At 67.5% G+C, this 17,256-nt stretch carries 14 protein-coding genes; 3 read left to right on the top strand and 11 right to left on the bottom strand.

The window, feature by feature from the left end; genetic code table 11:
- The first annotated feature begins 429 nt into the window (after window positions 1–429).
- The gene (locus tag D7X99_RS38550) at window positions 430–1,425 is read left to right on the top strand and encodes a hypothetical protein (protein WP_121782113.1); all 996 of its coding nucleotides are present in this window, start codon (window positions 430–432) and stop codon (window positions 1,423–1,425) included.
- Between the two features lie 98 nt (window positions 1,426–1,523).
- Here the strand turns inward: D7X99_RS38550 and D7X99_RS38545 are convergent, their stop codons facing one another.
- The 3 genes from D7X99_RS38545 to D7X99_RS38535 are packed head-to-tail and all read right to left on the bottom strand — an operon-like array spanning window position 1,524 to window position 7,352.
- The gene (locus D7X99_RS38545; protein ID WP_121782112.1) at window positions 1,524–4,682 is read right to left on the bottom strand and encodes an efflux RND transporter permease subunit; all 3,159 of its coding nucleotides are present in this window, start codon (window positions 4,680–4,682) and stop codon (window positions 1,524–1,526) included.
- Between the two features lie 28 nt (window positions 4,683–4,710).
- Window positions 4,711–5,898: an efflux RND transporter periplasmic adaptor subunit gene (locus D7X99_RS38540; protein WP_121782111.1), complete on the bottom strand. Its 1,188-nt coding sequence runs from the start codon at window positions 5,896–5,898 to the stop codon at window positions 4,711–4,713.
- A 26-nt stretch (window positions 5,899–5,924) separates the two neighbouring features.
- Complete coding sequence (locus D7X99_RS38535; protein ID WP_121782110.1) at window positions 5,925–7,352, bottom strand: TolC family protein; 1,428 nt, start codon at window positions 7,350–7,352, stop codon at window positions 5,925–5,927.
- Between the two features lie 207 nt (window positions 7,353–7,559).
- Between D7X99_RS38535 and D7X99_RS38530 the strand changes: the two genes are divergently transcribed.
- Complete coding sequence (locus D7X99_RS38530; protein WP_233614050.1) at window positions 7,560–7,958, top strand: MarR family winged helix-turn-helix transcriptional regulator; 399 nt, start codon at window positions 7,560–7,562, stop codon at window positions 7,956–7,958.
- 96 nt (window positions 7,959–8,054) lie between these two features.
- Here the strand turns inward: D7X99_RS38530 and D7X99_RS38525 are convergent, their stop codons facing one another.
- Entirely contained in the window at window positions 8,055–8,348 is a 294-nt protein-coding gene (locus tag D7X99_RS38525) for a FruA-associating protein, FapA (RefSeq protein ID WP_121782108.1), read from the bottom strand.
- Between the two features lie 251 nt (window positions 8,349–8,599).
- Here D7X99_RS38525 and D7X99_RS38520 point away from each other — a divergent pair, with 251 nt between their 5' ends.
- Window positions 8,600–9,658 (top strand): type IV pilus twitching motility protein PilT, encoded by a 1,059-nt coding sequence (locus tag D7X99_RS38520; protein WP_233614047.1) that lies wholly within the window; start codon window positions 8,600–8,602, stop codon window positions 9,656–9,658.
- Between the two features lie 31 nt (window positions 9,659–9,689).
- Here D7X99_RS38520 and D7X99_RS38515 read toward each other — a convergent pair whose 3' ends face one another.
- The 7 genes from D7X99_RS38515 to D7X99_RS38485 all read right to left on the bottom strand — a co-directional run bounded on the left by D7X99_RS38515 (window position 9,690) and on the right by D7X99_RS38485 (window position 17,232).
- Window positions 9,690–11,321, bottom strand: a complete 1,632-nt coding sequence (locus D7X99_RS38515) for a fumarate hydratase (RefSeq protein WP_121782106.1) — start codon at window positions 11,319–11,321, stop codon at window positions 9,690–9,692.
- A gap of 240 nt (window positions 11,322–11,561) precedes the next feature.
- The gene (locus D7X99_RS38505; protein ID WP_121782105.1) at window positions 11,562–12,995 is read right to left on the bottom strand and encodes an SEFIR domain-containing protein; all 1,434 of its coding nucleotides are present in this window, start codon (window positions 12,993–12,995) and stop codon (window positions 11,562–11,564) included.
- 207 nt (window positions 12,996–13,202) lie between these two features.
- On the bottom strand, window positions 13,203–13,799 hold the full coding sequence (locus D7X99_RS38500; protein ID WP_121782104.1) for a class I SAM-dependent methyltransferase: 597 nt from the start codon (window positions 13,797–13,799) through the stop codon (window positions 13,203–13,205).
- A 43-nt stretch (window positions 13,800–13,842) separates the two neighbouring features.
- Complete coding sequence (locus D7X99_RS43010) at window positions 13,843–14,016, bottom strand: hypothetical protein (RefSeq protein ID WP_158627142.1); 174 nt, start codon at window positions 14,014–14,016, stop codon at window positions 13,843–13,845.
- Window positions 14,017–14,200: 184 nt separating this feature from the next.
- Window positions 14,201–15,487, bottom strand: coding sequence for an MFS transporter (locus D7X99_RS38495; RefSeq protein ID WP_121782103.1), 1,287 nt, complete (start codon window positions 15,485–15,487; stop codon window positions 14,201–14,203).
- A 72-nt stretch (window positions 15,488–15,559) separates the two neighbouring features.
- Window positions 15,560–16,666, bottom strand: a complete 1,107-nt coding sequence (locus tag D7X99_RS38490) for an isopenicillin N synthase family oxygenase (RefSeq protein ID WP_121782102.1) — start codon at window positions 16,664–16,666, stop codon at window positions 15,560–15,562.
- Between the two features lie 116 nt (window positions 16,667–16,782).
- Entirely contained in the window at window positions 16,783–17,232 is a 450-nt protein-coding gene (locus D7X99_RS38485; protein ID WP_121782101.1) for a protease, read from the bottom strand.
- Between the last annotated feature and the right edge of the window lie 24 nt (window positions 17,233–17,256).

Below are 17,256 nucleotides of genomic sequence, written 5' to 3'. Positions count from 1 at the left end.
GGGGATGGGGGCGGGCAGGGAGGCGCAGCCCACCGCGAGCAGCAGTCCCGCCAGTCGCAGCCAACTCCAGGGGCCATTCATCATCCCAAGCGCTCCTTGTCCGTCCTCGCTACTGGCTCCAGGCGCATCCCCCGCGCCCGGAACGACGCCTGGAACCTCTCGAGGATATCGAAGAGGACGAGCTCGTGCGCACGCGGAGCGTCCCTCGGCATCCGGTTGACGTGCAGGTGCAAGTCGCTTGCGGCCAACGCGTCGACCACGGGCTCGAAGGGGGGGCGCCAAGACGCCAAGGCAGGCGCCCCTGCCGCACGTTTCGCCAGGGGCGCCTGTGTTTCATCTGTTACTTGAGTTCCACTCTTCGAGCTGTCACAGGGAGGCGTTTCACTCCCAGGGCGGGTCCCCCCCGCCCTCCTTGAGAAGGTGGACGCGATGAAGCGTGGAACGGCAGTGCGAAGCGCGGTGCTGGGCATGTCCGCGGTGGGCCTGATGGGTGCCTGTGGTGGCCAGCCGGAGCAGACCCCGGCCCCCGAGGGCGGCGACACGGTGACGACGGCGACGCAGCAGCTGGTGCCGGCCCCTCCCGCTCCGTTCGACAGCTACCTGTACATCGCGGGCACCCTGCCCGTGGGCGGCGCGGTGTCGTCGAACACCGGCACGTCCGCGAACTATGAGGGCTTCAAGCTCAACGTCGCGGCGAACACGCAGGTGGCGCTGGAGGTCACCCACCTGGGCACCGGCATGGGCGTGGACACCGGCCTGTACGTGTACGGCCCCAAGACGCAGTACGGCTACGGCTTCATGCCGCTCTACGGGGACGACGACTCCGGCTACGGCGAGCTGAGCAAGATTCCGCTCGCGACCTTCAACCAGGCGGGCGAGTACCTGGTGGTGGTGGGCTGGAGCAACGGCCTGGCCAAGCAGTACCGCCTCCAGGCCTCCTGCGTGGGCGGCGCGTGCGTGGCGAGCCCCTCTCCGGCGCCGGCCAATGCCCCGGTGACGCTGGCGGCGTTCCCGCTCGACGGGACCCTCAACGCGGTGCTCGGCGGGGCCAACGCGTACCGCGAGGACATGTACTCCTTCCTGGACCGGTATGACTTCGCGTGGCCGTACTCGACGCACGCCTCGCTGAACGCGGCGGCGGCGGCGGTGCTCGCGCGCAGCGAGTACAAGGGCTACCGCAACGACCCGAACCCGGGCACGTACACCTACGCGGCGTTCCTGCCGCGGATGTACCTGCAGTTCCAGCCGCTGCACCAGGCCATCCTCGACACCTACGGCGAGAGCGCCGCGAACGCGCAGGTGAAGAGCTACTTCCGCGAGTTCAGCACCGGCCCCAACGGCGACAACTGGCGCACGCTCAACATCATCCTGCTGCCCGAGTCCCGCCACGTCATCGTGTACGAGCAGACCGCCCACGAAATCTGATGCGCGACGAGCAGTCCCCCGAAAACACCACCGCCCTCCTCTTCGCGTACCGGAAGGGGAGGGCGGTCTGTTTTTCAGCGCTGCACTGCCGGGTCAGCTCACGGCGCGTGGGCCGGGGCGGGCTCGTGCGACGTGGGCGTCTCCTCCTCACCGCTGGACCGCTTCGCGTCCCCACGCACCTTCTGCATGAGGATGTAGAGGCCGGGGATGAAGATGAGGTTGACGATGGTGGACACCAGCATGCCGCCGAACACCGCGGTGCCCAGCGAGTTGCGCGCCGCCGCGCCCGCGCCGGACGCCGTCATCAGCGGCACCACGCCCAGGAGGAACGCGATGGACGTCATGAGGATGGGGCGCAGGCGGACTTCCGCGGCCGTCACCACCGCCTCCAGCGCGCTCTTGCCCTGCTCACGCAGCTGCTCCGCGAACTCCACGATGAGGATGGCGTTCTTGGACGCGAGGCCCACGAGCATCACCAGACCCACCTGGCAGAACACGTCGTTGGCGTAGCCGCGCGCCACCTGCAATCCCAGCGCGCCCATGATGGCCAGCGGCACGGACAGGATGATGACGAACGGGAGGCTGAAGGACTCGTACTGCGCCGCCAGCACCAGGAACACGAAGAGGATGCCCAGGCCGAAGATGATCATCGTCTGCCCGCCGGACTCCTTCTGCTCCAGGCTGATGCCCGTCCACTCGGAGGACATGCCCTGGGGCAGCGCCGCCTGGGCCACCTGCTCCATGGCCTCCAGCGCCTGGCCGGACGACACGCCGGGCGCGCCCTGGCCGTTGATCTCCACGGAGCGGAACAGGTTGTAGTGCTTGATGACCTGCGCGGAGACGATGGGCGTCACCTTCACCAGCGACTCCAGCGGAATCATGTCGCCTGCGTCCGTGCGTGCGTAGAAGGAGCCGATGTCCTGGGGGCTGTCGCGGAACTGCTGCTCGGCCTGGACGTACACGCGGTAGGTGCGGCTGGCGTAGTTGAAGTCGTTGACGTACTGGCTGCCCATGTAGAGCTGCATCACGCCGAAGATCTGTTCAATCGGCACGCCCAGCGCCTTGGCCTTCTGGCGGTCCACCTCCACGTCCAGGATGGGCGTGTTGGCGTTGAAGGGGGTGAAGACGCCGCGCAGGCGGCCCTCCTCGTTGCCCTTCTGCACCATCTCCTGCGTTGCGTTGGCCAGGTCCTCCAGCGAGTGGTTGCCGGCGACGTCCTCCACGATGAACTGGAAGCCGCCCACGCTGCCCACGCCGCGGATGGCGGGGGGCTGGAAGGGGATGACGCGCGCGCTGCCAATCTTGCCCAGCGGCCCGCGCAGCCGCTCCACCAGCGCGGCCACGGACTGGTCCTTGCCCATGCGCTCCTCCCACGGCTTCAGGGCCGTGAAGACGGTGGCGTAGTTGGAGCCGTTGCCGCTGGGGGAGAAGCCACCGATGGCGAACATCACGCTCACCTCCGGCTGGGCCTTGAGCACCGCCTCCACCTCCTGGAGCACCTTCTCCGTCTGGCTGAGGGCCATGCCCTCCGGCCCCTGGACGGAGATGATGACGTAGCCCTGGTCCTCATCCGGGATGAAGCCCGTGGGCGCGGAGCGGAACAGCATCACCGTGAGGCCGATGCAGGCGAGGAACGCCACCAGCACGATGACCGGGTGCACCAGCAGCTTGCGCAGCCCCTTGCCGTAGATGTCGCGCGTCCAGTCCAGCACCTGGTCCACCTTGCGGAAGAACACCCACTTGGGGCCGTGGTGGTGCTTGAGCAGCCGCGCGGACAGGGCGGGCGTGAGCGTCAGCGCGCAGAAGGTGGACAGGGCCACCGACGCGGCGATGGTGAGCGCGAACTGCCGGTAGATGGAGCCCGTGGTGCCCGGGAAGAGGGCCACCGGGATGAACACCGCCACCAGCACCACGGAGATGGCCACCACCGCGCCGGCCACCTCCTTCATGCCTTCGCGCGCCGCCTGGAACGGGCTGAGCCCGCGCTCCGCCATCAGGCGCTCGATGTTCTCGATGACCACGATGGCGTCGTCCACCACGAGACCCGTGGCCAATGTGAGGCCGAAGAGGGTCAGCGTGTTGATGGAGAAGCCCATCAGGTAGACGAACGCGAACGTGCCGACCAGCGACACCGGCAGGGTCAGCGCTGTGATGAGCACGCTGCGCCACCCGTGCAGGAACAGGAAGATGACCAGGATGACGAGCGCGATGGCTTCAACCAGCGTGTGGATGACCTCGTTGACGGAGGCGCGCACCGCGAGCGTGGTGTCCGTGCCCACGCGGTACTCCAGGCCCGGAGGGAAGGACTGCGACAGGCGGTCCAGCTCCTTGATGACGCCGTCGCGCACGTCCAGCGCGTTGGCGGTGGGCAGCTGGAAGATGGCCAGGCCCACGCCGGTGCGGCCGTTGAAGCGCAGGAGGGTGCTGTAGTTCTCCGCGCCCAGCTCCACGCGGCCCACGTCCTTCACCGTGACGGCGCGGCCGTCGTTGTTGCGCATGAGCACGATGTCGCCGAACTCCTCCGGCTCCACCAGGCGGCCCCGGGCGCGCACGGCAATCTGGTACGGCTGCTCGTCGCTGGACGGCGGCTGGCCCACCTGGCCCGCGGCCACCTGGAGGTTCTGCTCCTGGAGCGCGCGCACCACGTCCTGCGGCGTCATGTTCCGGCGCGCCAGCTCGGACGGATCCAACCACAGGCGCATGGAGAACTTGCGCTCACCGAAGATGCGCACCTCGCCCACGCCGCGGACGCGTTTGATGGCGTCCTTGAGGTTCACGTCCGCGTAGTTGGAGAGGAACTTCGCGTCGTAGCGGTTGTCCGGGGAGGACAGGCCCACCGTCAGCAGCATCTGGCTGGAGGCCTTGTTCACCACGATGCCCGTCTGGTTCACCTGCGCGGGCAGGCGGGCCGCGGCGCGGCTCACGCGGTTCTGCACGTCCACCGCCGCCACCTCGATGTTGCGCGTGGGGGCGAAGGTGACGGTGATGGTGCTGGTGCCGTCGTTGCTGCTGGTGGAGGTGATGTAGCGCATGTCCTCCACGCCGTTGAGCTCCTGCTCCAACGGGATGGTGACGGCGGACTCCACCACCTCGGCGCTGGCGCCGACGTAGGTGCTGGTGACGGTGACTTGCGGCGGCGCCAGGTCCGGGTACTGCGCGATGGGCAGCGTCGGGATGGCGATGACGCCCACCAGCGTCAGGATGATGGAGCAGACGATGGCGAAGACAGGCCTGCGGATGAAGAAGTCGACGAACACGGTGTGGCGCCTCTCTTGATTTCGCCTGCTAGCGGCTGCCGCCGGTGGTGCCGCCGCCACCGGACGCGGAGCGGGGCAACTGGGCGTTGGTGGGGACCTCGTCGGCCCGCACGGTGCCCGTCGGCTGGGGGGATGCGTCGTTGTTCACGGAGATCTGCTTGGGGATGACGGGCATGCCGTCACGCAGCATGTGCAGCGACGACACCGCGACGAGGTCGCCCTGCTTCAGGCCTCCCTCCACCACGTAGGACATGTCGCCCAGCTGCCCGAGCGTCACCGGGCGGCGCTCCACCAGCGTCTTGCCGTCCTTCTTCTCCACCACCATGGCGAAGGGCTGGCCGCTCTGGCGCACCACCGCGAGCGCCGGAATCTGGAGCGCGTCCCGCGTGGAGTACACCAGCCGCGCCCGCAGCAGCTCACTGGGGCGCAGGCCCACCGTGTTGCGGAAGGCGGCCTTCACCTCCACCAGCTGCGTGCGAGGGTCCGTCTGCGGCGCCACGTAGAAGACGGTGCTGGAGAGGATGACCCTGCCCTGCTGATCCAACAGCTCCAGCTGCGTGTCCGGCTTGAGCGACCGCGCGCGGAACGACGGCACCGACACGCTGACCTCCAGCGCGTCCGCCTGGGCCACCGTCGTGAGCGTCGTGGTGGCGCTCACGAAGTCACCCACGCGCACCAGCACGTCGCCCATGGTGCCCGCGAACGGCGCGCGCACCACGTGGAACTGCAGCTGCACCTGACGCTGGGCCACGTTCGCGCCCGCCGCGCGCGTCGCGGCCTCCGACGCCTTCACCGCCGCCTGGGCGCGCTCCAGCTCCTGCACGCTGGCCAGGCCCTCGCGGTTGAGGGACTCCGTACGCGCCAGAGTGCGCTTCGCCAGCTCCAGCTCCACCGCGGAGGAGCTCTGCTGCGCCTGCGCGCTGTCCAGCGCCGCGGTCTCCTGGCGTGCGTCCACTTCAATCAGCGGCGCGCCGGCCTCCACCTTCTGGCCGGGCTTCACCAGAATCTTCCGGATGTAGCCGTTCACCTGCGGCAGCACCGTCACGCTCTGCCGCGACAGGAGCGAACCCAGGTACTCGCCGGTGTCCCGCACCTCGTGCGGCGCCAGCGCCACCACCTGCACCTCGCGCGGCGGCGGAGCGGCCTTCGCCTCCGGCTTGCCCGAGCACCCGGCCGCGCCAGCCACCAGCGCCGCGCCCAACACCGTCTTCGTCATCAGCGCCTTCAGGGGGCGTACCCTCGTCACCAGTCGCACCGGGCCTCCGTCAGGAACGCGTCCAGGCGGGCCTGGACGAGCTCGAATTCCCTCAAAACCAAAGCGAGCTGGGCCTGGCGGAGGGCGGCTCCGCTCTGCACCAGCTCCAAGCTGCTACCTCGTCCCACCTCGAAGGCCCGGCGCGTGAGCCGGTCCGTCCGGTCCGCCAGCTCCACGGACTCGGCAGCGGTCTTCAACAGCGCCTCGGCCACTTCCACTCCACGCCGCGCGCGAGAAACCTCCACACCCACGTTGCGGCGGTTGGCCTCCAGCGACTGGGCGGCCTGTTCTTCAATGCCCGCGCGCTCGCGCACGAGGCCTTCGCGCTGACCGCCCTCCCACAGGGGCATGGACAGCACCGCGGACACGTTCCAGGTGGCGAACCGGCCAAAGCCGGGGTCGGTGGTGAAACCCACCAGCGTGCTGCTCAGTCCCAGGGTGGGCAGGTAACCGGCGGAAGCCTGGCGCCGGCTCTCCCGGGCCGCGTCCACGTTGGCCCGCTGGGCCACCAGGTCCGGGCGGTTGGCCAGGTCCTGGAGGGGGGCGCAGTCCTGGCGCGTCTGCTCCACCAGCCCGCCCAGGTTGAACTCCGGGTTGACGCCCACGCCGTGGTCCTCGCCCAGGGACAGGCCCAGCGACTCACGCGTCCGGCGCAGCTGCTCGTCTCCGGCCACCAGCGCCTGCCGGGCCACCGCCACGTCCTGGCTCACCCGCACCACGTCCAGCTGCGTGCCGGCGCCCAGCTCGAACGAGCGCTGGGTGATGACCTGGCGCTCCAGCGCCTGACGCAGGCCCACGCGGTTGATCTCCGCGGCGCGCTCGGCGGCCACCGTGGCCACCAGCACCTGCGCCAACCCCTGGGTGAGGCGGCGCTGCACGTCCTGGAGGCTGGCCACGGACGCGGACTCGGAGGCCTTCGCGGACGACAGGCCCCGCCATGCACTCACATCAATGATGGACTGGGTGAGGGTCGCGGACACCGTGCCCAGGGGCGCACTGGGAGAGCTGACCCCGGTGCCGGTGTTGGAGCCGCCCACGAAGCCGCCGCCCGCGGCGGAGGGCACGTCCGGGTGGAGCGCGTCCACGCCCACGCCCGCGGCGGCCCGCGCGTTGGGCAGGAGCAGGCCCAGCGACTGGCGCCACCGGCCCTGCGCGCGTGACACGCCGGCTTCCGCGTTGCGCAGGTCCGTGGAGCGCTGGCGCACCCGGGTGAGGGCGTCGTTCCACGTCTTCACCTGCTCCTGTGCGGGCGGGACGGGCGTGAGCATGGGGTCGTCCACCTTCGGCTGGAAGGGGACGGGGCCAGGCGCGGCCGCGCTGGCTTCAGGCGTGGGCTGCTGGGAGGCCGGGGTCGCGGACGGCGCCTGCTGCGCTGCGGCGAGGAGGAGGACGAGGAGGGCGCTGGAGGTGGCCATACTCTGGAGCGGCGGGTCTTTCCGGCAGGAGCGAGTGGTGGTACCCACCCCGGGTTCCCTGCGCGCGGTCAAGATGTAATTGACAACCGTTGTTGAATGCAATCATCTCTTACGCCCATGACCATCGCTGAGCAAGTGGCATCGACGCGACGCGCAGTGGTCCGACTGCTCACCCAGAAAGTGGGTGAACAAACGGATCGGCCGCTGATGCAGCTGCTCGTGCTCAAGAACATCGGAATCCACGGCATCCACAGCCAGGCGCAGATCGCGGAGCGGCTGCTCATCGACGCGCCCGCCGTGAGCCGGCTGGTGGACCGGTTGGAGGAGGATGGGCTGGTGGAGCGCCGCGCGGGGGAGAACCGCCGCTGCGTGCGCCTGGAGATCACCGACGCGGGGCGCCGGGAGATCCAGGCCCTGGAGCTCGCCGCGCGGTGGGTGGATGCCCAGGCGCGCGAGTTCCTGGCGCCGCCGGAGGTGGAGGTGCTGTCATGCCTCCTGGAGAAGCTGCAGACGGGGCTGTGCCAGCTGCTGGGCAACGAGCCCGCGAATCCGCCGCGCAAGGACGACCCGCCCTGCGGGCCGTCCACCTCCAACGACAACGGGTGACGACGGGAGGTGGAGGGCCGGGCGCGATGCCCGTCCCGCCGCCGCCCCGCCGCCACCCGTGTGCCACGTCCGGGGGGGTGGAAGTGGTACTTCCGACTACCGGTGGCGAGGGATGTTGCGGGCCACGTGCAGGGCCCACGCCTCCGCCGAGTCCAGCTCCGCGCGGGCCTCGGCATAGCGGTCCTTCGCCGCTTCACTCGCGTCGTTGCCGAAGATGGCGTCGTGCAGCTCCTTCTGGGCGCGGGTCAGCCGCAGGCTGGTCTGCAGCCACAGCCGGGCCGCCATGCGCGGCGTAATCACCACCTGGGTGGGATCCCACACCTCCAGGGCGGCGTAGTCAGCGGACGACAGCTCTTCGAAGTGGGGGGCCTGCTCGGTTTGTGCGTTCATGCCCGGATGTTCGCCATGGATTCCGGGCAGGGCATCCGGGCCACCTGGGCAGGAAGACGGCCACTGGTGAGCAGTCGAGGACAGTTCCTTCATCCCCCGGGGTACTCGCCTTCCTTGATTTGCGGGAAAACTTAGTACAGTGAGGCTGGGGAATGCTTCCCACATTGCAACCATGGAGGGATTGGGTGCCCTTCTCCTAGAATCCTCCGCTCCATTCGTGAAGTGAGAGGGATTACCTGGACCTGAACACCTTGAACAAGCTGCTCACCGTTGGCGTCCAGAACGGGGCTTCGGACATCCACTTCCGCCCTGGGGATCCGCCCATCTACCGGGTGAACGGCGTGTTGCGGCCGTTGAAGATGGAAAAGCTCCAGGCTGATCACACGAAGCAGGTCGCGCTGCACGTGATGAACGATCCGCTGATGAAGGCGCAGATCGACAGTGTGCAGGAATGCGACTCGTCCTACAGCCTTCCGGGCGTGGCGCGTTTCCGGGTGAACATCTACCGGCAGCGCGGCTCGCTGGCCTGCATCCTGCGCATCATCCCGGATGAGATTCCCAGCATCGACGGGCTGGGCCTGCCGCAGGTGCTGAAAACCATCGCGGGCAACGAGCGCGGGCTGGTGCTGGTGACGGGGGCCACGGGGTCCGGCAAGAGCTCCACGCTGGCGTCGATGATCAACCACATCAACCACACGGAGAGCCTGCACATCCTCACCATCGAGGACCCCATCGAGTTCATCTACAAGAACGTGAAGTCCTCCATCTCCCAGCGGGAGATTGGCCCGGACACGGCGAACTTCTCCATCGCGCTGAGAGCGGCGCTGCGTCAGGACCCGGACGTCATCCTGGTGGGCGAGATGCGCGACACGGAGACCATCGACATCGCGCTGAAGGCTTCGGAGACGGGCCACCTGGTGCTGTCCACGGTGCACACCACGGACGCGTCGCGCACCATCAACCGCCTGGTGTCGGTGTTCCCCGCGGAGGAGCAGACCATGGTGCGCATGCGCCTGGCGGACTCGCTCAAGGCGACCGTCTCCCAGCGCCTGCTGCCCAAGGCCACCGGCAAAGGCCGCACGGTGGCGCTGGAGATCATGGTGCAGACGAAGACGGTGGAGCAGTACATCCGGGACGACCGCGCCTCGGAGCTGAAGGACGTCATCGAGAAGGGCCGCGACATGTTCGGCATGCAGTCCTTCGATCAGCACCTGACGCAGCTGTACCGCGCGGGCGACATCACGCTGGAGACGGCGCAGAGCGCGGCCTCCAACCCGGCGGACTTCCAGCGCGCGCTCGAGTTCGACTGAGAGCGCGCGCCGGAAGGTGACTTTTCGCGGCCTACTTCTTCGCGGACGGCTTGTTGATGTTCGCGAAGAAGTCGTTGCCCTTGTCATCCACGACGATGAAGGCGGGGAAGTCGACCACGTCGATCTTCCACACGGCCTCCATGCCCAGCTCGGCGTACTCCAGCACCTCCACCTTCTTGATGCAGTCCTGCGCCAGGCGCGCGGCCGGGCCGCCGATGGAGCCCAGGTAGAAGCCGCCGTGCTTCTTGCAGGCCTCCGTGACGGCCGGGGAGCGGTTGCCCTTGGCGAGCATCACGAAGCTGCCGCCCTCCGCCTGGAATTGATCCACGTACGCGTCCATGCGGCCCGCGGTGGTGGGGCCGAAGGAGCCGGACGCGTAGCCCTCCGGCGTCTTCGCCGGGCCCGCGTAATAGACCATGTGGTCCTTGAGGTACTGGGGCATGCCCTCGCCCCGGTCCAGGCGCTCCTTGATTTTGGCGTGCGCGATGTCGCGCGCCACCACCAGCGAGCCGGACAGCGACAGGCGCGTCTTGATGGGGTAGCGCGACAGCTCCGCGCGCAGGTCGCTCATGGGGCGGTTCAGGTCCAGCCGCACCACGTCGCCGGCCAGGTCCGTGTCCGTGGTCTCCGGCAGGTACTTCGCGGGGTCCGTCTCCAGCGCCTCCAGGAAGACGCCGTCGCGGGTAATCTTCCCCAGCGCCTGGCGGTCCGCGGAGCACGACACGGCGATGGCCACCGGGCAGGACGCGCCGTGGCGGGGCAGCCGGATGACGCGCACGTCATGGCAGAAGTACTTGCCGCCGAACTGCGCGCCAATGCCGGTGCGCTGGGTGAGCTTGAGCACCTCCTGCTCCAGCTCCACGTCGCGGAAGCCCCGGCCCAGCGCATTGCCGGACGTGGGCAGCGTGTCCAGGTAGCGCGCGGAGGCGTACTTCGCCGTCTTCAGCGCGAACTCCGCGGACGTGCCACCCACCACGATGGCCAGGTGGTACGGCGGGCACGCGGCGGTGCCCAGCGCGCGGATCTTCTGCTCCAGGAACGCGAGCAGACTCTGCGGGTTGAGGACGGCCTTCGTCTCCTGGAAGAGGTAGCTCTTGTTCGCGGAGCCGCCGCCCTTGGCCATGAAGAGGAACTTGTAGGCGTCGCCGTCGGTCGCGTAGAGCTCGATCTGCGCGGGCAGGTTGTTGCCCGTGTTGACCTCCTTGTACATGTCCAGCGCCGCCATCTGCGAGTAGCGCAGGTTGGCCGTGAGGTACGTGTCGAACACGCCCTTGGAGATGGCCGCCTCGTCGCCGCCGCGCGTGAGGACGTACTGGCCCTTCTTGCCCATCACGATGGCGGTGCCGGTGTCCTGGCAGGAGGGCAGCACGCCACCCGCGGCGATGTTCGCGTTCTTGAGCAGCTCCACCGCCACGAACTTGTCGTTGGACGACGCCTCCGGGTCCTGGAGGATGTTGGCCAGCTGCCGCAGGTGGCCCGGGCGCAACAGGTGCGAGATGTCCCGCATGGCCTCGCGGGTGAGCAGCGTGAGCGCCTCCGGCTCCACCTGGAGGAAGCTGCGTCCGCCGGCCTCGAACGTGGAGACGCCCTCCTTCGTGAGGAGGCGGTAGGGCGTCTCGTCCTTGCCGAGCGGCAGCATGTCCTGGAACTGGAAGTCACTCATCGCGGGAGGGTCTCTTCGAGAAGGGGTGGACGGGCGGGGACTCTACTCACGGGGCGGCGCGCGGGGCGGCACTTCGTAGAGGTAGACAGGCGTGCGGTAGAGGTCCTGGAGCCGCACGCTGCGCACGGGCGTCCAGCCGCGCAGCCCTCTGGAGGCGAGGCCGCGAAGCGGGGCGTCAAGCGCATCATTGTGCCCGTTGGAAGTTCGGAACGATTATTTCCTGGATTTTGCTCCTGTCTCTCAACCTCTGGAGTCCAACTTGTCGAAATTAGCCAGCTCCCGAATATTTATTGAAGTAAATGCGCTGCGAAAGCCAATTGTGTTTCTGAGATTGTGCTGGCCGTTGCCGTTCTCGTATGCTGCAATTAGTTCTTCTTTGTTGTTATGCCCAAGGATTGTTTTTAGGTCTGAAAAGTAACGCCTGGATTCAGCCTTGTCGAAAAGCGGGAACGTCCTCCCGTATCCAACGAATATGAGGCTGAATGGAAACCACATATTGCATGTGTCGATATGGGTGATGCTGTAGATGAATAGAACGAAATCCGCCTGCATGATTTCGTCGAACGTGATTGTGGAGGTCGCTTGGTCCTTGAGCAGGTCGGCAGTGGCGCTCACGCGCTGGCGGCTGTTACTGCGGATGTGCTGTATTGTTTCGGTAAAACCGTGAAAATGTACGTAGCTGGAGAATCTTGCCTTCTCTCGATCCGTACTTACGTAATAGTCTTGCGAGAGGATCTTGTTAAGGGCGTGGAATTTCTTGTTCTTGATTAGTGTGGCTGATGTGTAAATGAATAGTTCATATAGAATGATGCGGTAATTGTCGAATTGCTCGTCGTTCCAAGAGGTCAACGATGGTGGGCGGTGGAGGTAGCGCGACGAATCTTCAAAGAAGGCGTGTATGTCATCAGTCGTTTCGTCGATGTTGGAGTATTTTGAGAGATAGTCGATGGTTTCAATGAAGTTGTCGCGGTAATGCAAGAAACTGGAGATGCTGCTATGGACGACCTCGTCTGGGGCTTCACGAGGAAGAGAATGGATGCGGAAGTCTTCTAGGATGTTGGAGAATTGAGTAAAATAGTCTCTTATTGCTGATCTCGCGTGGGGGCGTGAATGCTGGATTGCTTCCTTGATGGTGATTAGTTGGTGCTTTGTTTTTACGGGCTGTTGCTCGTCTTCAAGTAAGAATGATGGGATTTTGCCAAGCGTCGGGCGCTTGTGTATCGGCTTGTTGTATATGGCGCGAACCAATTGTTCGTAGCGTTCGTGTTCCTTTTCCGGGGTTGACATGTCGATGCCGAATCTGCTCTTGAAGAATGTTGGCAGATGCGGTTCGCCGGTTTCGGAGGTTTCGAAGAAGAGGGCAATGAATTTGTTCTGATCGACCTGTTTGTAGACTTCGGCTGAGATAATTTGCGATTCTGTGCCGACACCGCCACGGCGGCTGTTCGCCTTTTCGGCATATGTCTTGTCGCAAATGGCCAAGACCTTGCTTACGGCTTGGTCGTTGACCATTTGCTCCATGAAGGCATTGAGATCCTGTCCTTCTTTTAGGTCGTATTGGTCCAAAATTGCATGTATGCCGTCGCCAATTAACCTGTCGGCGAGGGCTTTGACTCGTTCAGTATGAGCCGTTGATGTCCAGCTGTAGGAGATGAAAATCTTGGGCGTGCTCATTGGGGCGCTCTGTTGTTTGGATGGATGCTCGACGTGAGATGCGTAATGTGGTTGTGCGGTCTGGAAGTGACTTTAGTTAGTTGTGAATAGGTGCATTTGATGGGGCGAATAAATGGAGTTTGAGGCTGCCGGCTGTGTGGTATTGGCGGAGATGTTGTTGCGTAGGAGTGTAGACTCGGAGTTGATTTAGGTGTGCAAGAGGTGGAGTTAGCTAGAGCTTCCAGTTGACTGCCCCCTATCCGCGATTGCCGCGCGGGGCGGCACTTCATAGAGGTAGACAGGCGTGCGGTAGAGGTCCTGGAGCCGCACGCTGCGCACGGGCGTCCAGCCGCGAAGCCCGAAGGTGTGGCTCAGGATGCGAGCGCCTTCCGGCAGCTCGGCCGCGAAGCGGGGCTCCAGGCGCGTCATGATGCCCGGGGACAGGTAGCAGACGACGCAGGTTGCGTCCTGGAAGGACGCGGCGAAGAAGTCCCCGTGAAGCAGCGTGAGGTTGGGACGGGGGAAGAGCCGCTGGCGCAGCCGGCTGAAGAGCCACGGCAACCAGGACAGCTCGTACGCGACGATGCGCGCCTGGGGGCAGTGGTCCGCCAGGTTGAAGGCCACGTCACCCCAGCCCGAACCCAGGTCCAGCACGGTGCCCCGGGTGTCCGCCGGGAGCATGGCCAACAGCGCCCGCCGCACCCGGGGCGAGCTGGGCATGGGCGGCGCGCCGGTGCGCAGCGTGGAGACGACGATGGACAGCACCCCCACGAGGAGCACCGCCCAGAGCAGCAGGAAGAGAAGGAAGGAGCCGGTCTCGCTCACGGTCAGCGCGCATCATCGCGCGGGGACGCCCCGGCGTGGGGCCCTACTTGCGAGGGTGGTTGCCGGCGTCCATGCGGACCACGCGGGGCGCGCTCGGGTCCGTCTGGGTGGTGACGGGGACAGGGGCGGGCTCGTCAGGCTCGAAGAGCGCCCTGCCCAGGACGAGGCAAAGAGCGGCCCCTACGCAGAGTGCCAGCACGTGGAAGTAGTACGCCATGGGACGTGGGTCCAAGCACGGACCATACCAGCGGCGACCCTCCTCGGAAGGTGGGGGCTGAAAGGCCCCGCTTGTATCCTTCCTGGCCACAGGTGCAGTCAGCCGGTGGCCGCCCAGGCAACAGCTCCCTCACCCGGCGTCAAACCTTCGCGCGCCATGGTTTTTCACTCGGCGCTCGAGGGCCTCAGACGGAGGGCGCGGACTCGGTGGGGTCCTGTTCAGGGCGGGGCGGGCGGTGGGCGGCGGACTCCAGCCGGTCCACGTTGCGCAGCTCCGGGAAGAGCCAGGCCCAGAGGCCCACGACGACGAGCGTGCCCACGGCGCCAATCACCACCGCGTGCACGGCGCCCAGGGCCTCCGCGAGCGAGCCCGCGCGGAACTCGCCCAGCTCGTTGGAGGCGCCGATGCACATCATGTTCACCGCGCCCACGCGGCCGCGCATGTCGTCCGGCGTGGAGACCAGCTCCAGCGTGTGGCGCACCACCACGCTCACCATGTCCGCCGCCCCGCCAATGGCGAGCGCCACGAGCGACAGGGGCAGGGACCTGCTCAGGCCGAACACCAGCGTGGCCGCGCCGAACACCGCCACCGCGCCGAACATCTTCCACCCGGCGTGGCCGCCCAGCGGACGGAACGCGAGCAGCACCGCCACCACCGCCGCGCCCGCGGCCGGAGCGCTGCGCAACAGGCCCAGGCCCCACGGGCCGGTCTGAAGCACGTCGCGCGCGTAGATGGGCAACAGCGCCACCGCGCCGCCCAGCAGCACCGCGAAGAGGTCCAGGGTGAGGCTGCCCAGGAGCAGCCGCTTCTGGCGCACGAAGCGCAGGCCCGCGACGAGCGTCGTCAGGGAGATGGGCTCGCGCGACGCGCTGCCGGTGCGCACCTTGAGCGAGAGGATCCACACGATGGTGAGCGCGCACAGCGACGCGGACGTGATGTACACGCCCTTGCCGCCCAGCCACCCGTAGAGCAGTCCGCCCACGGCGGGGCCCGCGATGGTGGCCACCTGCCACGTGGTGGAGTTCACCGCCACCGCGCGCGTCAGCTCCTCCGGCGGCACCAGGTAGGGCGTGAGCGCGGAGCCCGCGGGCGCGTAGAAGGCGCGCGCGGTGCCGAACAGCACCAGCACGCCGTAGACGAACCGCACGTCCGTGACGTGGCCCAGCGTGAAGAGCAGCAGCAGCAGGCTGCACACCAGCATCACGCCCTGGCAGATGGCCAGGATGCGGCGGCGGTCGTAGCGGTCCGCCACCTGTCCGCCCAGCAGGCTGAAGGCGAGGAAGGGGACGAACTGGGCCAGGCCCGTGTAGCCCAGCGCGAGCGCGCTGCCGGTGAGCTCGTACACCTGCCAGCCGATGGCCACCGATTCAATCTGCGCCGCGAGCACCGCGCACAGACGGGCGACCTGGTACAGCCGGAAGTCGCGGTGACGGAAGACGGAGCTGGCGAGGACGGAGGGGGTATCGGCCATGGAGTTGGCTGCGCTGTAACGCAGCCCGTCCCCCTTGCGCCAGCGGCAAGGGGCGCACGGCCCCGGCGCGCCTTATGTGGTCGCGCGCATCTTGTTCAGCCGGTCGTAGTGGCGGTAGCCCAGCTTGTCGAGCGCGGCGGGCGGCGCGAGGCCGATGTCCACCAGCGTCTTGATGTCGTACGTGCCCGCGAGCACCGGCGGCGCGTAGTTGGCCACCGCCTCCGGCGTGCGGAAGCCGGGCAGCGGGAAGAGCACCTGGCTGGTGTGCACGTGCATGAAGTGCGCGGCGGACTGGCGCTGCCACCCCGGCACGCCCGGCGCGGTGATGACGTGCGGCGTGGCGAGGAACGTGCCGCCCGTGAGGATTTCCAGCTGCTGGCCCACCTGCGCCACGATGCAGCCCGCGGGCGCGGTGCCGCGCACCATCGCCCCATTGGGCGCGTCCGGCGTCGCGCGCGTGCGCAGGTACAGGCCGCTCTGGTCATCCGGCTTCGGCGCGGGGCGGCCTTCCGGATTGAGGAAGCGGCCTCCGGGCAGCAGCGTCAGCAGGTTGAAGTCGGTGTGCTCCTCGCCCCAGAGGATGCCGGTGTTCACCTGGGACGGGCCCAGCGGCAGGTACTGGAGCGCGCGCGTGACGTGGGGCGCCTTCTCGCAGGAGGCGGTGAAGGTGTCCTGCGGCAGGTTCAGCGCCAGGGCGGCGCCGCGCAGCAGCTTGAGGCCGGCCTCGTGCAGCGCGGTGCCCATGGTGAGCAGTCCGTCCTGGAAGAAGGGCGGCGCGTCGTCCGGCCAGATGTTCTCCGGGTACAGCTCCGGGAACTCCATGGCGGACTGCGGGTCGGTGGGCGTGGGCGCCGCGAAGTAGCACTCCTTGAAGTCCGGCTGCCCGTTGCTGGCGACGGCGACCTCCGTGTTGGGAGGCGTCCAGCCCCGCTGGTACCAGAGGTCCGCGCGGCCCAGGGGGCGCTTCTGGGCGTCCGGGCGGGCCACGAAGGCGGAGAACGCGTCGTAGAAGCGCTCCAGCGCCGGCGCGTCCACGCCGTGGTTCTTCACGAACACGAGGCCGAAGACGCCGAAGGCCTCGCGCAGGGCCGCCGCGGCGCGCTCCAGGCGCGCCGGTTCACCCGACGCCAGGTCCAGCAGGTCGACCGTCGGGATGTTCATCGTGGGGGTGTCCGCCATGGTGGGCCCAGGTGTATCGCGCCCGGGCCCGGCTGAGGAGGGGGACCGTGCCTGCCCGCCCTCCTCGTTCCAGGGAAATCCGGAAGGGTTCCCCTCCTACCGCCTCACGGCTCCCCTCAGCGCGCGGCGACCGTGACGTCCACGGGGGCGCACGTCACGGGAGTGGACTGGTACTCGCCGCCGGCGCGGGGGACGTCCTGCTGGCGCGTGGCCACGTCCATCAGCGCGTCGCGGAAGCTGATGCGGTACGTGCCCGGCTTCTTGAAGTCCCAGGCCTGCGTCACCTCCACGGTGTTCTCCACCGTGGCGCCCGGGGCGATGGCCGCGTAGCTGTCCGCGCCCGGGGCCGCGCGCTTCACCATGGGGCCCTGGTACGGCATCTCCTCGCCGTCGCGAGTGACCTGGAACACCGTGCCCAGGATGCCCTCCAGCGGCGTCTGCCACTTGAGCACCCAGACGGGCGACTCCGAGCGGTTGGTGAGCTTGAAGAGGACTTCAATGGACTCGCCGGCCTTCGCCTTCGGGTGGACGCTGAGGGCGCACTCCAGCTTCTGCCTCTTATACACATCTCCGAGCCCACGAGACGCTCA

Source organism: Corallococcus sp. AB032C (genome assembly GCF_003668935.1).
Classification (GTDB): domain Bacteria; phylum Myxococcota; class Myxococcia; order Myxococcales; family Myxococcaceae; genus Corallococcus; species Corallococcus exiguus.
Note: the sequence above shows the minus strand (reverse complement) of the source record. Positions and strands in the feature narration are given on the sequence as shown.

Coding starts and splice junctions, on each gene's coding strand:
- D7X99_RS38550 (WP_121782113.1), top strand. CDS start 430: ATGAAGCGTGGAACGGCAGTGCGAAGCGCGGTGCTGGGCATGTCCGCG.
- D7X99_RS38540 (WP_121782111.1), bottom strand. CDS start 5,898: ATGACGAAGACGGTGTTGGGCGCGGCGCTGGTGGCTGGCGCGGCCGGG.
- D7X99_RS38535 (WP_121782110.1), bottom strand. CDS start 7,352: ATGGCCACCTCCAGCGCCCTCCTCGTCCTCCTCCTCGCCGCAGCGCAG.
- D7X99_RS38530 (WP_233614050.1), top strand. CDS start 7,560: ATGCAGCTGCTCGTGCTCAAGAACATCGGAATCCACGGCATCCACAGC.
- D7X99_RS38525 (WP_121782108.1), bottom strand. CDS start 8,348: ATGAACGCACAAACCGAGCAGGCCCCCCACTTCGAAGAGCTGTCGTCC.
- D7X99_RS38515 (WP_121782106.1), bottom strand. CDS start 11,321: ATGAGTGACTTCCAGTTCCAGGACATGCTGCCGCTCGGCAAGGACGAG.
- D7X99_RS38505 (WP_121782105.1), bottom strand. CDS start 12,995: ATGAGCACGCCCAAGATTTTCATCTCCTACAGCTGGACATCAACGGCT.
- D7X99_RS43010 (WP_158627142.1), bottom strand. CDS start 14,016: ATGGCGTACTACTTCCACGTGCTGGCACTCTGCGTAGGGGCCGCTCTT.
- D7X99_RS38495 (WP_121782103.1), bottom strand. CDS start 15,487: ATGGCCGATACCCCCTCCGTCCTCGCCAGCTCCGTCTTCCGTCACCGC.
- D7X99_RS38490 (WP_121782102.1), bottom strand. CDS start 16,666: ATGGCGGACACCCCCACGATGAACATCCCGACGGTCGACCTGCTGGAC.